This is a genomic window from Terriglobia bacterium (genome assembly GCA_020072815.1).
Lineage (GTDB): Bacteria > Acidobacteriota > Terriglobia > Terriglobales > Acidobacteriaceae > Angelobacter.
This window is the reverse complement of the sequence record JAIQGE010000002.1, coordinates 1-18,968: the sequence shown is the minus strand read 5'-3', so window position 1 is coordinate 18,968 and position 18,968 is coordinate 1. Positions and strand designations below refer to the sequence as shown.

General features: G+C 55.7%; 14 protein-coding genes and 2 pseudogenes. 11 read left to right on the top strand and 5 right to left on the bottom strand.

Going from position 1 to position 18,968, the window contains the following annotated elements:
• Positions 1-6: 6 nt before the first annotated feature.
• A complete protein-coding gene (locus LAO20_03965; GenBank protein ID MBZ5530564.1) occupies positions 7-1,017 on the top strand; it encodes a hypothetical protein in 1,011 nt (336 codons plus the stop codon).
• 36 nt (positions 1,018-1,053) lie between these two features.
• Positions 1,054-1,938 (top strand): undecaprenyl-diphosphate phosphatase, encoded by an 885-nt coding sequence (locus LAO20_03960; protein ID MBZ5530563.1) that lies wholly within the window; start codon positions 1,054-1,056, stop codon positions 1,936-1,938.
• Here the strand turns inward: LAO20_03960 and LAO20_03955 are convergent.
• Together LAO20_03955 and LAO20_03950 are read right to left on the bottom strand one after the other, a co-directional pair.
• Positions 1,895-2,593, bottom strand: a complete 699-nt coding sequence (locus tag LAO20_03955) for a hypothetical protein (GenBank protein MBZ5530562.1) — start codon at positions 2,591-2,593, stop codon at positions 1,895-1,897. The two genes, LAO20_03960 and LAO20_03955, sit on opposite strands and share 44 nt — an antisense overlap.
• 811 nt (positions 2,594-3,404) lie before the next feature.
• The gene (locus tag LAO20_03950; GenBank protein MBZ5530561.1) at positions 3,405-3,872 is read right to left on the bottom strand and encodes a hypothetical protein; all 468 of its coding nucleotides are present in this window, start codon (positions 3,870-3,872) and stop codon (positions 3,405-3,407) included.
• A gap of 143 nt (positions 3,873-4,015) precedes the next feature.
• Here LAO20_03950 and LAO20_03945 point away from each other — a divergent pair, with 143 nt between their 5' ends.
• On the top strand, positions 4,016-6,301 hold the full coding sequence (locus LAO20_03945) for a hypothetical protein (protein ID MBZ5530560.1): 2,286 nt from the start codon (positions 4,016-4,018) through the stop codon (positions 6,299-6,301).
• Between the two features lie 157 nt (positions 6,302-6,458).
• On the opposite strand, the pseudogene LAO20_03940 reads toward LAO20_03945, so the two are convergent.
• Positions 6,459-6,641 (bottom strand): annotated as a pseudogene (locus LAO20_03940) (hypothetical protein).
• 312 nt (positions 6,642-6,953) lie between these two features.
• Here LAO20_03940 and LAO20_03935 point away from each other — a divergent pair.
• The 8 genes from LAO20_03935 to LAO20_03900 all read left to right on the top strand — a co-directional run bounded on the left by LAO20_03935 (position 6,954) and on the right by LAO20_03900 (position 16,576).
• Positions 6,954-9,464 (top strand): DNA translocase FtsK, encoded by a 2,511-nt coding sequence (locus LAO20_03935; protein MBZ5530559.1) that lies wholly within the window; start codon positions 6,954-6,956, stop codon positions 9,462-9,464.
• 189 nt (positions 9,465-9,653) lie between these two features.
• Positions 9,654-10,043: a PilZ domain-containing protein gene (locus LAO20_03930; protein MBZ5530558.1), complete on the top strand. Its 390-nt coding sequence runs from the start codon at positions 9,654-9,656 to the stop codon at positions 10,041-10,043.
• Positions 10,044-10,320: 277 nt separating this feature from the next.
• The gene (locus LAO20_03925; GenBank protein MBZ5530557.1) at positions 10,321-10,686 is read left to right on the top strand and encodes a PilZ domain-containing protein; all 366 of its coding nucleotides are present in this window, start codon (positions 10,321-10,323) and stop codon (positions 10,684-10,686) included.
• Between the two features lie 614 nt (positions 10,687-11,300).
• Entirely contained in the window at positions 11,301-11,765 is a 465-nt protein-coding gene (locus tag LAO20_03920; protein MBZ5530556.1) for a hypothetical protein, read from the top strand.
• The gene (locus tag LAO20_03915) at positions 11,762-12,151 is read left to right on the top strand and encodes a hypothetical protein (protein ID MBZ5530555.1); all 390 of its coding nucleotides are present in this window, start codon (positions 11,762-11,764) and stop codon (positions 12,149-12,151) included. The genes LAO20_03920 and LAO20_03915 overlap by 4 nt, the downstream gene beginning before the upstream one ends.
• A 627-nt stretch (positions 12,152-12,778) precedes the next feature.
• The gene (locus LAO20_03910; protein MBZ5530554.1) at positions 12,779-13,522 is read left to right on the top strand and encodes a hypothetical protein; all 744 of its coding nucleotides are present in this window, start codon (positions 12,779-12,781) and stop codon (positions 13,520-13,522) included.
• Between the two features lie 1,370 nt (positions 13,523-14,892).
• A complete protein-coding gene (locus tag LAO20_03905) occupies positions 14,893-16,227 on the top strand; it encodes a ParB N-terminal domain-containing protein (GenBank protein MBZ5530553.1) in 1,335 nt (444 codons plus the stop codon).
• On the top strand, positions 16,214-16,576 hold the full coding sequence (locus LAO20_03900) for a DUF5681 domain-containing protein (GenBank protein ID MBZ5530552.1): 363 nt from the start codon (positions 16,214-16,216) through the stop codon (positions 16,574-16,576). The genes LAO20_03905 and LAO20_03900 overlap by 14 nt, the downstream gene beginning before the upstream one ends.
• Before the next feature lie 613 nt (positions 16,577-17,189).
• Here LAO20_03900 and LAO20_03895 read toward each other — a convergent pair.
• Positions 17,190-17,687, bottom strand: a complete 498-nt coding sequence (locus tag LAO20_03895; GenBank protein MBZ5530551.1) for a hypothetical protein — start codon at positions 17,685-17,687, stop codon at positions 17,190-17,192.
• A 136-nt stretch (positions 17,688-17,823) separates the two neighbouring features.
• Positions 17,824-18,917 (bottom strand): annotated as a pseudogene (locus LAO20_03890) (IS3 family transposase).
• Between the last annotated feature and the right edge of the window lie 51 nt (positions 18,918-18,968).

Below are 18,968 nucleotides of genomic sequence, written 5' to 3'. Positions count from 1 at the left end.
GCACAGATGGTTCTCCGAAAAGCAAATTCGCGAACGCGCGGCAAGCAAGTTCGATGGCCGCTGTTGTTGAGTATTGCCATCGCCATCGCCATGCTGACCTCGCCGGCGCAGGCCGCGGACAAAGAACACGGCACGTTGATCCAGGAAGTTCCCATGTACGTGGCGCCGGACGCCACCTCGCAAAAAGTGGCCATGGCATCGCGCGGGCGCGACGTTCTGTTGGTGATAGCACGCTCCACCGTTGACGGCAAAGACTGGGCGCAGGTGCTGGTAGTGGTGGACACGGCCCGCATGGAGCCGCGTGAAGTCAGCGGCTGGGTGGAAAGCCGCATGGTCATCACCAACGCCACGCCCAACGGCGACCAGATCATTTTTGGCGAAGCCGTGGACTCTGAGAACCAGGCCGAACAGCGGGGCGGTCGCCGCCATGCCGCGGAAGACGCCATGCGGCTGTACTATCGCATGCAGGAATATTTTCCCAACTCGCCGCTGGCGGGGGAAGCGTTGTGGCGCGCCGCCGACATCCGGTGGCAACTGGAAAAAGCCGGCGTGATGACGCGGCCTTCTTCGCGCGAACGTGACGCCAGCTTGCGCACGGAGATTGAAGATGACGTGATGAAAGAGCTCATCAAGAAATTTCCCCACACCCGGTGGGCGGACCTGGCGTCGTACGACCTGATTGACAACAAGCTGTGTGGCGAATGGAAAGACGACGTCAGGTGTCCGGAAAAAGAATCTGACATGTACGAGCATTACGCGCATGAGCATCCGGAATCGCCCAAAGCGGCGGAGGCCCTGTACAACGCCGCCTGGCGGCAAGCCGCTCTGGTGGAGATGTTCCGCACCGCGCACCAGCAGGACAAGAGCGAGAAAGCCAGAAAAAAGGGCATCGACATTGCCACCGAACTGGCGGCGAAGTCGGTGGAGAGCGATTGGGGGCCGCGCGCCCGGGCCTTGATTTACGCGCTGCAACAGAACGTCCCCGCGGACTTGACGGGCAGAAGCTTTGGCCGCTAGTCGCGTGCGCACCGCCATCCAACCGGAGGAAACTTTTTGCACGAATATCTCCTGTCAATATTTCTAGGCGTGGTGGAAGGACTCACGGAGTTTCTCCCGGTGAGCTCCACCGCGCACCTGCGCATCAGCGAAGCGCTGCTCAACATCCACTTGGACGACCCGTTCTGGAAGATGTATTCCATCGTGATCCAGCTGGGCGCCATCCTCTGCCTGCCGATTTACTTTCGCGCGCGCATCTCCAAGTTCCTGGCAACGTTCCCGCAAGGCGAAAACAACGACCGCACCGCGCTCAACCATCCGCTGACGCTGGTGATGATCGCGTTTGTGTGCACCGCCGGGCCCGCGTACCTGCTGACCAAGGTGATCGGCAAACATCTGGAGAGCCTGACGGTGATGGGCTGGTCGCTGCTGGTGGGCGGCATCGTCATGTGGATTGTGGACGCCATGTTCGGCACGCCACGCGCGGGCGGGCGCGAAGGCGGGCGCTTTAAAACCGAACACGTGGAAGAGATGACGGTGTTTCAGGCGGTGTGGATCGGCGTGTGCCAGATTGCGTCGGCGGTGTTCCCGGGGACCTCGCGGTCCATGTCCACCATTGCCGCGGGACAGCTCGCCGGGATGTCACGCCCATCGGCGCTGGAGTTTTCTTTCTTCCTCTCCATCCCCACCATGGTTGCGGCCACCGGTTACGACATGCTGCGAACGCTGCATCCCAAACACGGCGGCGAACCGCTGGGCCGCATGCCGATGAACTCGCACGAATGGGTCGTGCTGGTCATCGGATTCGTGGTGTCATTCTTCGTGGCCTGGGCGGTGGTGGCCTGGTTTATGAACTGGGTGCGCAAGCGCGGGTTCGCGCCGTTCGCGGTGTACAGGATCATCGTGGGGATCGCGGTGCTGGTGTGGGTGATGCGGTCTTAGGTCGTTCCGCGCAGGCGTTTGTCTGTTTCTGTTTGCTGCAATCGCGCGCTGTAAGGAAGATCATGAACAACCCCGCGGCCTGGAGCGTGTGGTACACAGCATTGTGATTGAAATAGCGCGGATGCAGCGCGATCCTGGCCTGCTGAACAACCGCGGCCAGAAGCGTGATGCCGATGCCGGCCAATCCCCAGGCGAACGCCGCCCGCCTGGTCTGGCGATATTGATCGAAAAACACCCAGCCCAGGAAGAGCACAGCCGGCAGGTAGGCTACAATAGCAACCACGAACCGGTCATTAAAAAACAAAATCGCCACACAATAGACAAGAAACAGGAAGAACGCGGCGCGAGAGATGGCCAGAACCGCCCCTCCGGTAAAGCGCAGAGTTGCCGCGATGTTCGCAAACGCCAACGCCGCCACGCCGATCATCACCAGGCCCAGAGGCCAGAGTATCCCGTGTCCAACTGATCCTGGCTGGTTGAAAAAGCCGTGCACGGTGCCCCCGGCCAGCCCCGCTACGCCGGTTGCGAGAAAAGCCGTGATGAACCAGAAGGAGACCGGCTCCCGGCCCTTTCGCATCCGCCAAAGAGAATAGGCGAAGTAGGCGCATTCCAGCGCCACCGCATAGTCGGTAAGAGCTACATCGGGTTCAGTCATGGGTGGAGTCCGGCTGCGAGTGTACAGCGTTGCTCGTTTCTTGTCGCTCCGCCGCGTAGGAAGAGCTGAAAGAGGTCGTTCGGATTGAAAAGGGGCTACCCTCTCTACCCTCAACTAGGATTCTAAAGGGTTTACTCGACTCATCCCCAGTCCATCCCCAGCGATACTCGTGTGGCACCGGTGCCCCGCCCGGTGTCTTCCCCTTTTGCGATCTCCGCATTCTCTGCGGTGACCCTTGGTTTTCCGATCACGCCGATCACGCGCGATGTCGGGGTCCCCGGACTGCGCCGGTTTTGCGCGGGCTGGGGTGAGGTGTCGGCGATCCCGGCGATTCCTGTTTAACTCCATCGCCAACGACCATCTGGTAACTCCACCCCCACCCTCCCTCTGTACGTTTGTTGCAAACAAAGGGAGTTATTCCATTCGACCCAACGGTCACCCAACTGTTTACCGATCAGTAAATTTCTTCCTAACCTACTGATTCTCCGCGACATCCGCAATGCAACAGGGTCTTTCGGCTAGTTGCCAATTGTTAATTGCCAAGTGCTTCTGTTTTCAAAGACCTACACTTCTCCAGCCCTGGGACTGGCTTGCTTATTTTAACCGATTTCTAGAAGAGAATACAGCACGAAGTAGTACATCTTGACAAAGCAACTTTGAGGAGGTGTTCATTTTCGCGCAGCCATTCACATGCCGCTTGTTGAGAAAAGTCCCCGGTGGAAGCGCGGCCATTCATGGCCGCGAAAAGAAGCTCAGAAAGATCATTCCTTGCTGCCGCAGGCTGTCGCGGAACGGAGTGGAGCGACATGCATCAGCTTTGACCGAGCCTTTGCAGCCATTCCTCGATTAGTTCATAAGACTGAGACGATTGATTGTGCAAAGGCGAAATCGTGTCTGTCATTTTCAGCTGATCCCACTTGCGGACGTCTGTCTTAACATCCGCGTAAAAATGAACTTCGTCAACTTTGCGGAAATGCCGGAACCATACACCAATTTCCGGAGCAAACCGTCGGACATAGTTGTATTCACCTGCAATCCTCGCTAGAGCAAAAGGAAAGTGATGAGCGATCACAAGCACTCTATCTCCCACTTTCATGTCGTGGGCAAATGCCCAGTAGTCTTTTTGCTTTTCCGGCAGTTTCTCTTTTGTAGTCTGCATCAAGTCGCCTACTTCCGCGCTGAAATCCAAGCCAATATATCCAGCAGCGAGACTCTCGACACAGTGTTTTATTGATTCGCCCGGTTCGGCCGGATGTAGTTGCATTCGCCAATATGCCATTTCGTACGCTCCATTGCACAGCAGATATCTTATGTCTAATCCGTTCCGCCTGCGAACCCGCGACGGCCGTACGGCGAGGAGATAGTCCTTCTATGACCTTTCCGGAGGAACTCAGCCTTCGCCTTTGGTTATGATTATGGGCTATGGATACGCTTAATCTGCGGGTGGGATATCGACCTGTGCGCTTCGGCTGGTGCGTGCGTCAGGGCAATCTAGAAGATGTCAGAAAAGTCTTGCGCCTCACTCATACTCTCTGGGGAGGGCGCTACAACCCAATTATTCCTATTGCTGCCAACACTAATCTGGCCGACCAACTTATTGAGGTGTTCCATGTTGATGCTCTCTACGCGGCTTCCGACGACAATACTCTAACCAATTTTATTGCACGTTTTCCCCATCTACCATGGCCTGAGCTCCACAGACAACTCTTCATTGATGGCATGCGCGGCAAATTGGCAACCTTCGTGGACATCTACCACCCAGTGCGTCACTTGTTTGAAGAGTTCGTAAAGGACAAGGATATCCCGCAGATCTCAGCAAAGGTTTTCGAGTGGGAGCCAGATGATCCGCTTGGCGACATGTTACTTGCAACGTTTGGATCCTATCCAACAACCGCAGAAATTGGTAAGGACTATCGTGACTTCGTCTTAAGAAATCTCAAAGCCGAGGCCGTCAAGATTGCCCCTGAAATGCCTGTTCCGCACGAAGTCTATAACGTCCTATTCCCCTCTGGAATTTGTGCCCATCGACTTGAATGGGATCGCGCCCCAAACCGGCGAGACCCAGGTGTCTATTTAGGCAGTGCAGGTTCGTTTTCCGACATTGTAAACTTTTGGAATTTACGCGCTTCGGATATAGAGCTGGTTTTTTATGATCCAATTTACGATGGTCGTCTACGAACGTTTAAAGACTCTTGGGTGGCTAAGTTAAATGAGCGACCAGAAGACCCGGTCGGATTCAGGAATGCCGTCGCAGTCTGGCAAGAGGGCAATATACCTCTCGCCGATTTGAATTTCGGACCAAGAGTACTCCAGTGCGCAGTAACGGATGCGACGTGGAATGGACTCAACGTCCTACCTGCCACGATGCATATTGAGGAGCAACAGTCTTTGCTCGCCTCCGTGTCAAGCGGCACGCCGGTGCCGTCCGCCCATTTCCAATTGCCCAAAAAGCCATTTTACGATGAACGCGAGTTTCACAATCAGCATGTGGTCGTGACCGTCCACCCTTACGCATTATCGGGCAAGGATGAACCTAGCTTTCATTTCCCATTTATTCCGGAGATAAACGAGTATTACGGACGGAATGCTCACTTTAGATGGAACGTAGCTCGGTCTCAGCGGGACGGACTTGGGATTATCACCGAAGTCACGAGCAACAACTTACACATAAATGCCCTACCGCCGCGCCAACTGATCACCAAGATGTTCGAAGCGTTCGGGATCACAGCAGTGCCAAGTCAGGCCGGTCTCATAGCGGGTCGGCTGATACGGCAAATGGGAGGGCTACAGGGATGCCGAGTGTTCAAGATTCGCGGAATCCGAGAGCTGATTGAACAGTATGGCCCATTGCAGCCCTTCACCAGATCAGGAGCGATTCAGATTATCGGGCAGAATGACCCGGTCACACACCAGCCACGATTTGAAGATTACGAGAGTCTGTACATCGAGGCCCGCGAAAAGAGAAAACTCAAACCAGAAGACGCGTTTACTTACCTTCTCAAGAACGGAGTGTTCCGTGTTGGCTTGAATCTCAAATGCCCAAACTGTGAGCTTAGTTTTTGGCTGTCTTTAGACGAGGTTGCGACAGAGACTGAGTGTGAATACTGTGGAACCGAATTCAACATCACGCCGCTCCTTCGCGACCGAGACTGGGCATTCCGGCGCTCAGGTCTCTTTGGCAAAGAGAACCACCAGGAGGGCAGTATTCCCGTTGCGTTAACCTTGCAGCAGATTGATACGGTTTTAAGCACGGAACATATCTTCGCTACCGGCATGTCCCTCGTGCCAGTCACGGCCCTGATTAATGCTTGCGAGACAGACGTTGTGGTTGTTGCCGCGGGATATGATGACAAAGTACATCTTGCAATTGGCGAAGCAAAAACTAATGATGAAATCACGGAACAAGATGTCGACAACCTCCGGCGCGTGGCAGACGCATTGCAAGGTAAGAGGTTTACGACTTACATAATATTTGCCAAGACCACGTCATTCACGCCTGAAGAGGTGATCCGTTGCCGAGCGGCCCAGCCAGAGCATCGCAGGAGAGTGATCCTGCTTTCGGACAGAGAACTTGAGCCCTACTTCGTGTACGAACGCACCGCAAAGGAATTCGAGATTCAAGCAAGCGCAATTTCGCTCGAACATTTTGCTCAGGCAACCCACAATATATATTTCGAGCCCAGGCGAAAAGCAGTCCCGCCCGTGTGAACTGATCATCGTCAGCCAAAAGGAACTGCCGTACCTCTTACCTCCCGCCCCTCCGGCGTGGTTCCGTCTTCTTACGCCGCCTGGGAGTAGGCGAATGCAGATCCTTATTCGCCAGTCCGCCGGTGCGACGGACGGCCCGTGTGGTATTCAAGACTCCGCGCAGGGCCTGGTTCACGGCCTGTTCATTGGGAAAAGCTTCGGCAACTTCCGGCTCCAGCACCACAATATTGGTCCGCTCGCGCAGCCGCTTTACATACTTGCCCCTTACGCCGCCCTTCATCCGGGCCAAGTCATACTCGGGGCGCATATCGCCATTCGCATTGCGGTCAGTTTTCTTCATAAAACTCTAGCTCGCGCCGCGTCACCGGACGTGCGCTGATGATTCGAATCGTATCATCTCGTCGTCCTGATCCGCGTTAATCCCTGGTATGTCTTACCTGCCCAAACTCATCTCCGTGTCTCCGTGCCTCCGTGGCGGACTTTATCCCTTCCAGCAAAGGAACATGTTTAAGCACCCCTTAGCTCGAAAGGCCTACGAATTCCCGCGCATTTTTCCCTTTGTTTCTGCCATAATAATCTGGCTCTGGTGTACTCTGGACTTCAATACACAGGATAAAGAAATAAAGTCCTTATTGAAGGGCGGAACACCTCAATGAAGTTTCTTACGCGCGCTTTCACGCCAACCAAGAACCGCCGGCTCAACGAGCTGATCGGGTTCCTGTTGTTGGCCTCTGCGACCCTCCTTTTCCTGGCCCTGGCGAGCTACTCGCCGGCCGACCCCTCATTCAACACCGCCGGCCCCGGTTCCGCTTCTAACGCCGCCGCGGGACACGTGAGCAACTGGATTGGCCTGTTCGGCTCGGTGATCAGCGACCTGCTAGTGCAGAGCATGGGCGTCTGCGTCTTCCTGATGCCGGTGATGCTGGGCTTTCTGGGCTTGCGCTGGTTCCGGTCGCGTGAAGTGCCGTCGCCCGGCGCCAAGGCCCTGGGCGCGGCGATTCTGCTGATCTTTGCTCCCGCGCTGCTGGCCCTGCTGCCGTGGCAGATGCGCTGGCACGGCGCCGTCCCGCTGGAAGGACTGCTGGGACGCATTGTGGGCGACGTGCTGCTGCACTACTTCAACCTGGTGGGCGCTTACATTGTGAGCGCGACCGTGGTGTCCGTGGCGCTGTATCTTTCCACCGCGTTTTCTTTCTCCACGGCACGCGTGTGGTTTATGAGCCGCTTTGCGTTTGTGCTGGCGGCATGGCAGAGGTTGCAGGATTGGCGCGCGGCCCGCGCGGCAAAACGCGCGCAGAAGAAATTGCTCAAAGCGCAAGCGGCGCAGCAAGAAAAAGACCGTCGCCAGCAGGAAGCCGACAGGCGCAGCGGAGCAGATCGTCGTGTGGTCGCCGTGTCTGCAAATGGCGGACTGGGGAATGCGGCGGCGATGAATGGTTCGTCAAACAGCGCGACGCTCGGCGCGCGAGCCGCGACACAGCAAGATTCGCGGCAAGCGCAGCCCGCATCGTCGAACAACTTCGAGCGCACATTTGCCGACGAACCACAGCCCGCCGCGGCGTCGCAACTGCCCGCGTCACAAACAGCCGGCGCCATCGGCACGGAAGCTTTGCCGGAGCCCGCCGTCTCTGCGCGCGCCGACCTGGAACGCAAAGGCAAGACGGTGATGCCCAAGATTGCCGGCGGATACAAGCTGCCGCCCACTTCCCTGCTGCATCGCGCGGAAGGCTCGCAGGCGGTGAATGAAGAAGAGCTGAAAGTGCTGGCGGAAGTGCTCACGGAAAAATGCGCGGAATTTGACGTGCTGGGCACGGTCACGCAGATCAATCCGGGGCCGGTGGTCACCACGTATGAATTCAAGCCGGAAGCCGGCGTGAAGTACAGCCGCGTCACCAGCCTGTCAGAAGATCTGTGCCTGGCCATGCGCGCGGAGAGCATCCTGATCGAACGCATGTCGGGCAAATCCACCGTGGGCATTCAGGTGCCGAACCACGAGCGCGAAACCATCTGGCTGCGCGAGGTGATGGAAGCTGCGGAGTTCATCGGCACCAAGAGCAAGCTCACGCTGGCCATGGGCAAGGACATCAACGGCCGCATCATCACCGCGGACCTGGCATCCATGCCGCACTTGCTGATCGCGGGCTCAACCGGCTCCGGCAAGAGCGTGGCCATCAACGCCATGATCATGTCCATCCTTTATAAGGCGACGCCGGAGCAGGTGCGCCTGATCCTGGTGGACCCCAAGCGGCTGGAGCTGGGAATTTATGAAGGCGTGCCGCACCTGTACGTGCCGATTATCACCGAGCCCAAGCTGGCAGCCAACGCGCTGCGCAACGCGGTGCGCGAGATGGAGCGCCGGTTGAAGGCGCTGGCGGCCAAGGGCGTCCGCAACATTGAGCAGTACAACAAGCTGTTTGAGCGGGAAACGCCCGGGCTTTTCGACGAGCAGGACGACGCCGACAACAAACCGCTGCCCTACATTGTGATCATTATTGACGAGCTGGCCGACCTGATGATGCTGGACCAATCGAACGTGGAAGAGTCCATCACGCGGCTGGCGCAGATGGCGCGCGCCGTGGGCATACACCTGGTGCTGGCGACGCAGCGGCCGTCGGTGGACGTGATCACCGGGCTGATCAAGGCCAACTTCCCGTCGCGCATTTCCTTCCGCGTGGCGACGAAGATTGATTCGCGTACGATTCTTGACGCCAATGGCGCTGAGTCGCTGCTGGGCAAAGGCGACATGCTGTATTTGCCGTCAGGATCGGCGCGCGTTCATCGTCTGCATGCGCCGTTCACCACGGAAAAAGAAATTCATGCTGTTGTGGAATTCTGGCGCTCGCAAGCCTTGGCGCAGTACGAACAGAAGTTCCTGGAGGCGCCGAAAGAAGAAAAGGTATCCGTCACTGGCTCCATGGACGATGATGACGCCGACGACGAGCAGGACGAGCTTTACCAGGACGCCGTACGGCTGGTGATCGAGTTTGGGAAAGCGTCCACGTCTCTGCTGCAGCGGCGGTTGCGTATCGGCTACGGACGCGCTGCGCATCTCATCGACTTGATGGAGAGAGATGGCATCGTAGGCGCGGCCGATGGGCCGAAGCCTCGCGAAGTGCTGAAGCGTCCGGACTGGCTGAGCGAAGTGGAAGAGGCGCTGCGCTAGTTCTACCAGAAAGAAAACCTACCGCGGATTTGCGCGGATAAACGCGGATGGGCGCGTCTGGATGGCATGGAATTTCTGAAGAGGCTCCGCTCAGGATTGCAGAGAAATCGGCCCTGATTACTCTTCGCTAACCATATTGCTTTTCTTGGGCAGCAGGAGCACCATACGTTGCGCAACCTTAGTCCTCCTATGACCCTTATCGAGCGGCGCAAGCATCCACGCTTTCCCTGTGAACTGGCGGTGGAGGTCCGCGCGGACAACCAGCGCGTGTCCTACCCGGGCAAGCTGGCGGACATCTGCCTGGGCGGGTGCTTTGTTTCCACCGTTTCGCCGCTGCCCGCGGGGACGTCCGTGATGTTGTTTTTCCGCACGCAAATTAGCGACAACGGCGGAGCCGAAGCTCAGGCAGAAAGCGGCGCAACCGCCGCCGTCGCCGGCCGGACGGTGACCAGTCTTCCCGGCAGCGGCATGGGCATTGAATTCACCGGGGTTGGCGATGCAGCCATCGTGGCGCAACTCAAAGCGCTGATCGCACAACTGGAAAGCGGGCCGCCCAAGGAAACGCGGGCCGCAATGTAAGCGCGCTTGTCCCTGCCGCGGATTTGCGGCCTTGCGGCTTGAAGCAGAAGCTCTTGCGAAAAGAAGGCGGATTCGTCGCGTTTGGTTCGTCGAATATTTGGTTCGTCGAATTGGGTTCGTGGAATTGGGTTCGTGGAATAAAGCCAGATTCGGCGGAAAAAGGGCCGGGCTTTCCCCACTCACTCGTACATCGCCCACCTGGACGCTGCACCACCTGCTCCTAGGTAATGTCCTTGCCCCGTCTAATGGGTGGACAATATGCGGTAAGGAGTTCTCTATGGCAGCCGTAGATTTCAAAGACCGCCGCAAACATCCGCGCTTCCCGTGCGACACCGGTGTGCGGATCCATCCGGAAAAAGGCAACGCCGGGTACTGGGGAACGGTATCCGATATTTCCATCGGAGGATGCTATATCTATACTTTTTCACCGTTGCCGGTGGGACAGATCGTCACATTAGTGATCAAGATTGACAACGCTGAGATCAACGTGGGCGGCCAGACGGTGAGTTCGCATCCCGGCGTGGGCATGGGCGTGGCGTTTCATGGCTTCGTCCACGAAGACGGCGAGGCGCGGCTCAAAGCGTATGTTGAACGTCTCTCCATGCAGCCCAAACCGAAAGACCAAGTCACCGTTTTTCACTAAACGGCTGAGCGCGGACTTCAACCCTTTGGCGACAATCGCCGGGTGAATCCTGGGCAGCGTCTGGAAGTGTGGCGAGGCCTGACTCTCGTCCGCAGCCTGACTCTCGTCCGCAGAAGATCGTCGACTAATTAAATCCGCGGCTGGAAAATAAAGAAATAACTGGCGGTGGATGCAGTCCGGTGCGAACCTGTCTCTGCGTGAAATTCCCGTTAACAGGGAAAAATACAGGGAAATTTCTGGGTTTCTGAACCCGAATTATACGACACTGCCCTCCATCGTCAGCATTTCAGGCAACTTAGACAATACCCGTGACGCGTAGGGGCTTAACTGAACAGGGATTTTGGCGCGAGGTATCAGGGATGATTGTGGCAGCTAACAGGGAAATGTGGTTTCAAGTTTCAGGCTCATAGAATCCTCTGTATGGGGATATGGCAAACTGTCGCTGGCGGCGGTATACAGTAGAAATGGCAGTTCATTGCGAGACAGGGGACCCGGAGCGGGAACCTTGCTTGTCGTTCGTTTGTTTTCTCTAAACCCTGTGGCGAAATCGCCCACTGAATTGCCCTGTGCGGAATCACAGAAAGTACCTGTAAAATTGCGCTGCGGAGGCGAAGGTGGAAATTCCTCTAAACGCAGTTGCCAGAGTCATACAGGGCTGCTGGTGCGAAGCTGAAGAAGCGACCGCCGATGCCGTCCGGAGATACTCCGGGCCGACGGAGGAGTTCATCACGTTTCTTTTCGCAGGCGAATTCCGTGCCGCGGTCGCGCAAGCCAGTGATACCCGGAAGATCGAGAAGGCGTTTCTGGAGGACTTGCGCCGGGAGATCCGGGAACTTCACACGATTGACGTAAGCAAAGCGGCGGGGCTCGTGGCTCGCGTCAATTTCCATACTCGCTACCACGAGGGCGAGCGCAGCGCAGCCGACTTGGGGCTGGTCATACGGCGTCCGCAGGTAAAGCGCGATTCTTACCAGTTGCGCATCGAAGTAAATCAGGATCACGCCACTGGTCTGCTGGCGCAGGCAAAGCTGGGACACGCGCGGAAATCAAAGCCAGATTCCTATCGCGGGGTGGATTGACAGAAAAACAGGAAGAACTTTTCCCGATGCGCCGGGGTTACTATTCACTTCTTCTGTATCGCCTCGCGGGAGCCGATAAAGACGACTTGAAACCCTTCGCCTGGAAAGTGTGTAACAAGCAGGACAAAGTGGTAAATGTAAAGGAATGGCTCCGCTCCGGGACTTTTCCCAGCGAGCAGCCGTCACCAGACCTGCTGAAGGCGCTCTTTGCTGGCAAGATCGGAACGCAAGAGTCCGAGGTTATCAAAACGATCATCGAACCAAACGCGCCGAGCTCCTCCACCATTGAACTTGAGATTTTCTGGCCGGACGGCAAGAAGCCGCCCAAATATATTCAGCTGCAGCGGGAGCAGACGCAAAGAGTTACCCTGGTTCTCAGACAATGAGCGAAAAAGCACCTGGAACATCTCCCTCTATGCCAACTTACCGGTACCACTGCTCCGTTTGTAGGTTCGGGACTTCACTGAAATGCGCTTGGCTGCCCGCCGTCTTTTGGCTGAGCAACTAAACATACTGAAATAGTGATTTGAAGGGGATGAATCAACGAGGCGCCCGAGGGCGCAAGCCTCGTAGCGCGCTTCTCCTGGGCTCAAAGTCCCTTCCAAGAGACCGCGAGACAGGAAAGAGGAGAGTTGTGCTCCATAAGTCCGCTTTTGGGAAGTAAACGGACTACTCCCGAGTCCGGGCTATTCCGGAAGTAGTCTGCCGAGGAGTGCATATCTCCTCGGCTCCCACCTATGTAACCTTGTCGTCCGCGGATGCTCCGGGATCACGGCCTTAGTGTTGTCGTTTCCGTTGTCGAGGATGAGCAGTTCTGCGTCAGTGAATGTCTGAGCCAGAAAGCATTCAATCGCCAGCGGAACCCACTTTGCCCGGTTATGTTGGCATCAAGCAGCTGACTAACAATTTGCCCGATTCGAGTCGTTTGTTCATTTTCTTGCGTTGACGGAGGCGTCCTACTTGGAGCGACGGATAGCCGCATTTTGGACGCGACGGGCTATAATGCTGGCCCCATGGCAAAGACAAAGTCTCCTAAGAGAAAAATTGCAGAGGTCATTTTGACAATCGCTGGTACTGCGGTGGTAGCGGCGACGTTTTATTTACATGAAGTGAAACGGGAGAAAGTGAAAGAGCTCATGGCTGGAATCGCTCAAGTGCAGGAAGAGACATTGCTGCGCGATGACATGACGGGATTGCAGACCGATCTCTCAACGATAAAGGAGGGCATCTGGCACCTTGGCCAAAAACGTGCCAACTATCTGGACTTGGAGTTTTTTTGGGCGGAGATCAACGACTTGATTATCTCTCAATCAATTACAAAACGTGATATTGATCGGTCACTTTTGAACGCAAGCTTGCTCGCCGCTACTTTAGGAGAGTCTCAGAAGTACGCTCCTAAAATCAAAGAACTTGAAGCAGAGAACGAAAGTATTGCGAAAACACGCGACCAACTCCAATCAAAGATCTTTTCTTTTAGGACCTCGCCCGCAAACGCGCCCAAGTCGTCGTTGGAGAAATGGACTAAGGAACTATACGACGAGGACTATAAATCGAACATTGCGTTCAGGGGCCTGTTCGAAAAGCGGGATCGTCTCATTGCGAATGTGACAAATGAGGTGAATAGTACTGCAGTCACAGCAAAGCAATCTTATGAACGATACACCCGCATCAGCTACGTCTTATATCCGCTGGGATTCATTTTGGGGCTCGTGGGCAAACTCTTGGGGATAGAAGTAGACAACGACACTGCGGAATGATCAACCCACCCTCGCGGGACATCGGAGAGCCGTCGGCGCTGACAAGTGGCGACCGCTCCGGCTCAGGATTGCGATTCACCGGGGGCCAGCAGTTTGGCGCCATTCACAAGGCAGGTTTGACGGCAGTAGTCGAACAGAGCACCCCCAGCGGCTCCCCCCCATCTTTGTGTTGCCAGACACAGAACACAGGATGAGCACAGCTCTCAGCCTTCCGACACTCAACATCAGATACACGACTCAGCTCATAACAACGTAGCTGCGTTGGGTGGTATCTGTTGCCTGGCTGTATGTGCCCTGGTTCAACAAGACACCTCTCTTCCGTTCCAACACAACTGGCTCGCGCTGCGTCATTTACATTGGCGTGCACTGCGCGAAGGGCCTTTTTGACGGTTCCTCGAAACCGAAGGGGAACGCTGTGACAGAAGCCTGGAATCGAGAAGAGCTCTACGCCGGCCGGCCCTGCCGTTCAGCAATATTGGCTCTCATTTCACTAGACGAGCGTCCTGATACTTTCCTCCTGCTTTGCGGCGATCGTAACTCTCCCTTGTTAACCGTTCGAGTTAACCACTTTGGCGTAATATCCGGCTCTTTACGTGATACCCACTGTTTCCAGTTAAGAATCGTCCGGATTTTAGGCCACATCTGCGCTGCTGCCTGAGCGCGCCGCAGCTTGTCGGCGTGCTCCTCATCCAGACGCTTTCTAGTAGACGCGGTGGCCGTAGCAAAGCTGCTGCATCTGCGGCTGCAGTACTTCTTGTGACGGACAGTGTTCATGACGTAATACCTGGCACACCGTTCACAGGGGCCGCCCAGCCTGTCCCATTCCGGATTGAGTGTCAGCGAATAGAACAGCAACAGCGCTCCGCCCTCCGGAGTGGGTCGACATGCTCCGTCTTGTCCTTTTTTCATGTGACCTGGTGGCAGGTCGGGCAATAACAGCAGGTGCGCTCTTCCGGTGCGAGTTGGCAGCCATGTCGCCTTCCAGCTCTCCTGAACATCTCGCCACTGCCCGAAGTCCGCATGCATCATTTTCTTCAGATTTGGCCCTGACGCTTGCCAGGATTTGATGAGTCGGCTCAAAGCCAACCGAAGCTCCGGCTGTTTCTCCCCGTTTAGGACACGGCAAATGTGTGCCAAGTCCTCCCTCGACGGTTCATTGAGGAGGAGAGGCGTGTGTAGTTTCGATCGCGGCATATATTATTAATAGTACGTAATACAGTGTATCGCAAATAAGTAATTCTTGAACCTCAGTGCCACAGCCCAAATAATTCTTACTCAGAGACTTCTTGCGAAAGAAGAGCTCAGCGATCGGCTACCACCAACGAGGAGATTTATGGCCCAAAATTCGACAAGCACTGAATCAAGAGCAGCTGAAAGCCAGCGTTCCTGAGCTGGCTATCGTTTACCTTCTCATAAGCACCCTGGTAGAAAATTGCCAAAATGCCAGGACGCACACCAAACGGCAAATTCGCAAAATCGCTGCCAGCATCCGCAGGTTTGGTTTTGTCAATCCTGTCATTATTGACCGAAATAACAGAATCATCGCAGGCCACGGTCGCGTCCGGGCCGCCAAGCTGCTCGGACTTGAAAAAGTACCGACGATCCTGCTGGAAAACCTAACAGAGGATGAAATTCGAGCATACGTTTTGGCAGACAATCGCTTGGCAGAATTAGCAGGCTGGGACGAAGAAATCCTCGCCATCGAGCTGCAGTATCTGCTGACGATTGGCGAAGACTTGGATGTCACGGACATTGGTTTTGAGATGGCTGAAGTTGACTTGATACTGCAAGAGCCCAAGCCAGAAAAAAATGATCCTGCCGATGACTTCATAATCGATGAGACCGCGCAGGCCACTACTGGCCCCGGCGACCTGTGGCAACTAGGAAAGCATCGGATATTGTGCGGTAGCGCCATTCAGGAGTGCTCTTTCAATCAATTAATGGAGGGCCGGCGCGCGGATATTGTCTTCGTCGACCCGCCCTACAATGTACAGATTGACGGTAACGTTTGCGGCAAAGGCACGATCCACCATCGAGAGTTCAAAATGGCCGCCGGGGAGATGAGCGGGACCGAATTCGTCGCCTTTCTCCTCTCAGCCCTGCGCCTGTTGACTCTCTACAGCGTCACGGCTTCCGTTCATTTCGTCTGCATGGACTGGAGACACATAAAAGAGCTCATGGCCGCTGGCGATCAATCTTACAGCGACCTCCTTAACGTTTGCGTTTGGGTGAAGAACAACGGGGGAATGGGATCGCTCTATCGCTCCCGACATGAGCTTGTCTTTGTCTTTCGCAACGGCAGAGGGGTCCACCGCAACAACGTCATGTTAGGCCAGTATGGACGTAACCGCACAAACGTGTGGGAATATGCAGGCGTAAACACTCTCGCGCGCCAGGGTGATGAAGGGAATCTCCTCGCGCTGCATCCAACTTGTAAGCCGATAAATCTAGTAGCCGATGCTTTGCTCGACTGCTCCGCTCGGGGTGATTTGGTTCTTGACAGCTTCCTTGGCTCTGGCACCACATTAATAGCAGCCGAGCGCGTGGGACGTGTCTGCCATGGGATAGAAATTGATCCGCTGTATGTCGATGTAGCAATCAGACGCTGGCAGCGACATACCGGAGATCGTGCAATTCACGCAGGAACGGGCAAGTGTTTTGATGAACTTGCAACAGCTGTGGAGGCGACAAATGGCGAGGCATAAGGGTGAATATGACATTGGTTACGGTAAGCCGCCCAAACACACACAGTTCGTAAAAGGCCAATCAGGAAATCGAAAAGGACGCCCCAGAGGTTCCTCAGGCTTAGTGGCGACATTTATGAAGATCGTAAATGAGCGTGTCAGGGTTACTAAGAATGGTCGCCCATGCAGCATCACCAAGCTCGAAGCGACTTTGACTCAGATGATGAACAAGGCCGCATCTGGCGATATGCGGGCAACCAGAGAACTTCACAATTGGTTCGACTCATTACCGATTGAGCAATACACGATAGGGCCTCCGCCGGAGCTGCATGTCCATTTCATTTCAGCGAAAGATAAGCTGAGCGATTAAAACAATCTGGCAGAGGGCGAGCCAGAACCTTCTGACTCTCCATCCCCGCGAGCGTCGGCGCAAACGTCGACAGATAATTTCGGCAGTTCTAACAACGGCGTGAGGCCGCCTGACGTATTTTCGAATACGGAAAGGAAGTGGGAACAATCTTGAGGTTCCTAATGAGAAAAGTGTTTACCTGACAATCAAAATGGCGCTATAAAAGTGAGTTGCTGAAAGGGAGAAAGCACATGAGAACAGCGCTGACCTGAAACTCAATAGATCGCTCGCGGTCTGGGAAAGGCTGGGGAGAAATTAATGGCGGTCAGGGTCACGGAGACGACTTAAAAGCTAACGGTCTTGCACGGACAGGTTCAAATTCCTGGGACGACAATTTTTCCAGATCGGGGTCGGAGCCCGTTTCCATTTCAATCAGTGCCGTGGGCGGTCATCCCTAAGCACCAACAAAACTCCCGCTTAGGCCCGCATCCATTCCACGCTTCCTGGAGTCCGCCCCCCCACGATTGCCGCCAAAGGCAGAGCCGAGGGACGCATTTAGGGAACGCCGCAGGCTATCAATATGATGCTGAAGGGGCAGTATTCCACAAGGACGATCAGCGCTTCCCCCTGTGTTTTATCTTCCTGGGATTTCCAATATACCAATCTCTAAACTCATTTGATTGTCTAACCGGGTAACAACATTTTCTTCCTCTTTGCCATTGCGGAATATGTTCCAGGCGGGATCGCTGCCGTCCCGCGCTCTGCCATTCTTATCCTCCTTGCCCCTATTCCAAACTGAAACCACCCAACGATCATCGTGCGACAAAAAACGCCTCTTGAGCTTCATTTCATACCTGGTCATTCGGTCGTGAATTGGGTTGAGAATCACCCTCACTTCTTTTCGCAGCGATTTCCTGATGCCGAAATCGTCTCGCACGGACTTAGATTTTTTTGTGTATTTAACACCATTGGTCTCGCCGCATAGCAGGACACAGCAATTCCCTAACATCCGCCTGGGCATGTCATTTTTCAGACAGTCGATCTTAGCGCCCATCCAGTCCTTGACGGTCTTGCCGGCATCTTTCGCCGCATTGACGTGCCCCCCATCTTTAGTCCATTCGTAATGAGACATTCTCCTGGCTTTGGGTTTCGAGCATAGCACTTCCAGGTTGATGCCCGCAGCCATCGAGGCTGTGGGAAAGTGGGAAACGCGGAGCGTTTTCCAAGGCGGCCCGGCCGCCGTCTTTTCCACAGTCCCCACCCGCCGCCGCTGCAAACTCTTCCGGGGTGCGATAGCCGAGCGCCGAGTGCGGCCGGCATTGGTTGTAGTCCTGGCGCCAGGCTTCGATGGTTTCCCGTGCTTCAGCCAGATCGGCAAACCAGTTTTCGTTGAGGCACTCGTCGCGCAAGCGCCCGTTGAAGCTCTCCACGTAGCCATTCTCCATCGGTCGTCCAGGTTGGATATAGTGCCACCGGATGCCGTGCTCATACGCCCACTGGTCCAGCGCCCGGCTGGTGAACTCCGGTCCGTTGTCGGAGCGGATCTGCCCTGGCAGCCCGCGTTGCATCTTCAGTTCTTCCAACACTCGAGCTACCCGCAGACCACCCAGTGAAGTATCCACCTCGATGGCCACGGCCTCGCGCGTGTAGTCGTCCACGATGTTCAACATCCGAAACCTTCGTCCCGAGCTGAGCGCGTCGGTCATGAAGTCCACCGACCACACTTGGTTGGCTCCTGTAGGCTCCAGCAGTGGCTGGCGCACACCCGACCGTTTCCGTCCACGCTTGCGGCGCAGTCCCAGCTTCTCTTCCACGTACAGCCGGTAGATTCGTTTGTGGTTTACCCGCCAGCCTTCGCGCAGCAGCAACACCTGCAATCGCCGGTAACCGAACCGTCGTCGTGTCTCCGCCAGCTCGCGCAACCGTGTCCGTAAGCCTGGATCTTCGCTGCGCCGCCGTCGATAGCGGCAGCTGGCCCGATGCACTTTCATCAGCCCGCAGGCGCGTCGCTGGCTTACGCTCACCTCCACCTGCATTACCAGCACTGCCTCTCGTAGCATCTGCGGGCTCACCACTTTTTTGCCAGCACCGCCTTCAACGCCCGGATGTCTACCGTTTGCTCGGCCACAATGTGCTTCAGTTGCCGGTTCTCCTCTTCCAACTGCTTCAACCGTTTGGCTTCGCTCAACTCCAGTCCTCCGTACTTTGACTTCCAGCGATAGAAGCTCGCCTTGGTGATCCCGTGCCGCCGGCACAGTTCTCCGGTCTCCACCCCAGCTTCCGATTCCTTCAGGATGGCGATGATCTGTTCTTCGTTGAACCGACTCTTTCTCACTTCTCCTCCTTGGCCCTGGCGGGCCATCTTAACGGAGAAGTCTCATTTTGACTGGGCTACTTCTTGGGGGGCACGTCA

Bases quoted from the DNA above. Each gene is read 5' to 3' on its own strand.
- LAO20_03965 (MBZ5530564.1), top strand. From the start codon at position 7: ATGGTTCTCCGAAAAGCAAATTCGCGAACGCGCGGCAAGCAAGTTCGA.
- LAO20_03955 (MBZ5530562.1), bottom strand. From the start codon at position 2,593: ATGACTGAACCCGATGTAGCTCTTACCGACTATGCGGTGGCGCTGGAA.
- LAO20_03950 (MBZ5530561.1), bottom strand. From the start codon at position 3,872: ATGGCATATTGGCGAATGCAACTACATCCGGCCGAACCGGGCGAATCA.
- LAO20_03945 (MBZ5530560.1), top strand. From the start codon at position 4,016: ATGGATACGCTTAATCTGCGGGTGGGATATCGACCTGTGCGCTTCGGC.
- LAO20_03935 (MBZ5530559.1), top strand. From the start codon at position 6,954: ATGAAGTTTCTTACGCGCGCTTTCACGCCAACCAAGAACCGCCGGCTC.
- LAO20_03930 (MBZ5530558.1), top strand. From the start codon at position 9,654: ATGACCCTTATCGAGCGGCGCAAGCATCCACGCTTTCCCTGTGAACTG.
- LAO20_03925 (MBZ5530557.1), top strand. From the start codon at position 10,321: ATGGCAGCCGTAGATTTCAAAGACCGCCGCAAACATCCGCGCTTCCCG.
- LAO20_03910 (MBZ5530554.1), top strand. From the start codon at position 12,779: ATGGCAAAGACAAAGTCTCCTAAGAGAAAAATTGCAGAGGTCATTTTG.
- LAO20_03900 (MBZ5530552.1), top strand. From the start codon at position 16,214: ATGGCGAGGCATAAGGGTGAATATGACATTGGTTACGGTAAGCCGCCC.
- LAO20_03895 (MBZ5530551.1), bottom strand. From the start codon at position 17,687: ATGTCTCATTACGAATGGACTAAAGATGGGGGGCACGTCAATGCGGCG.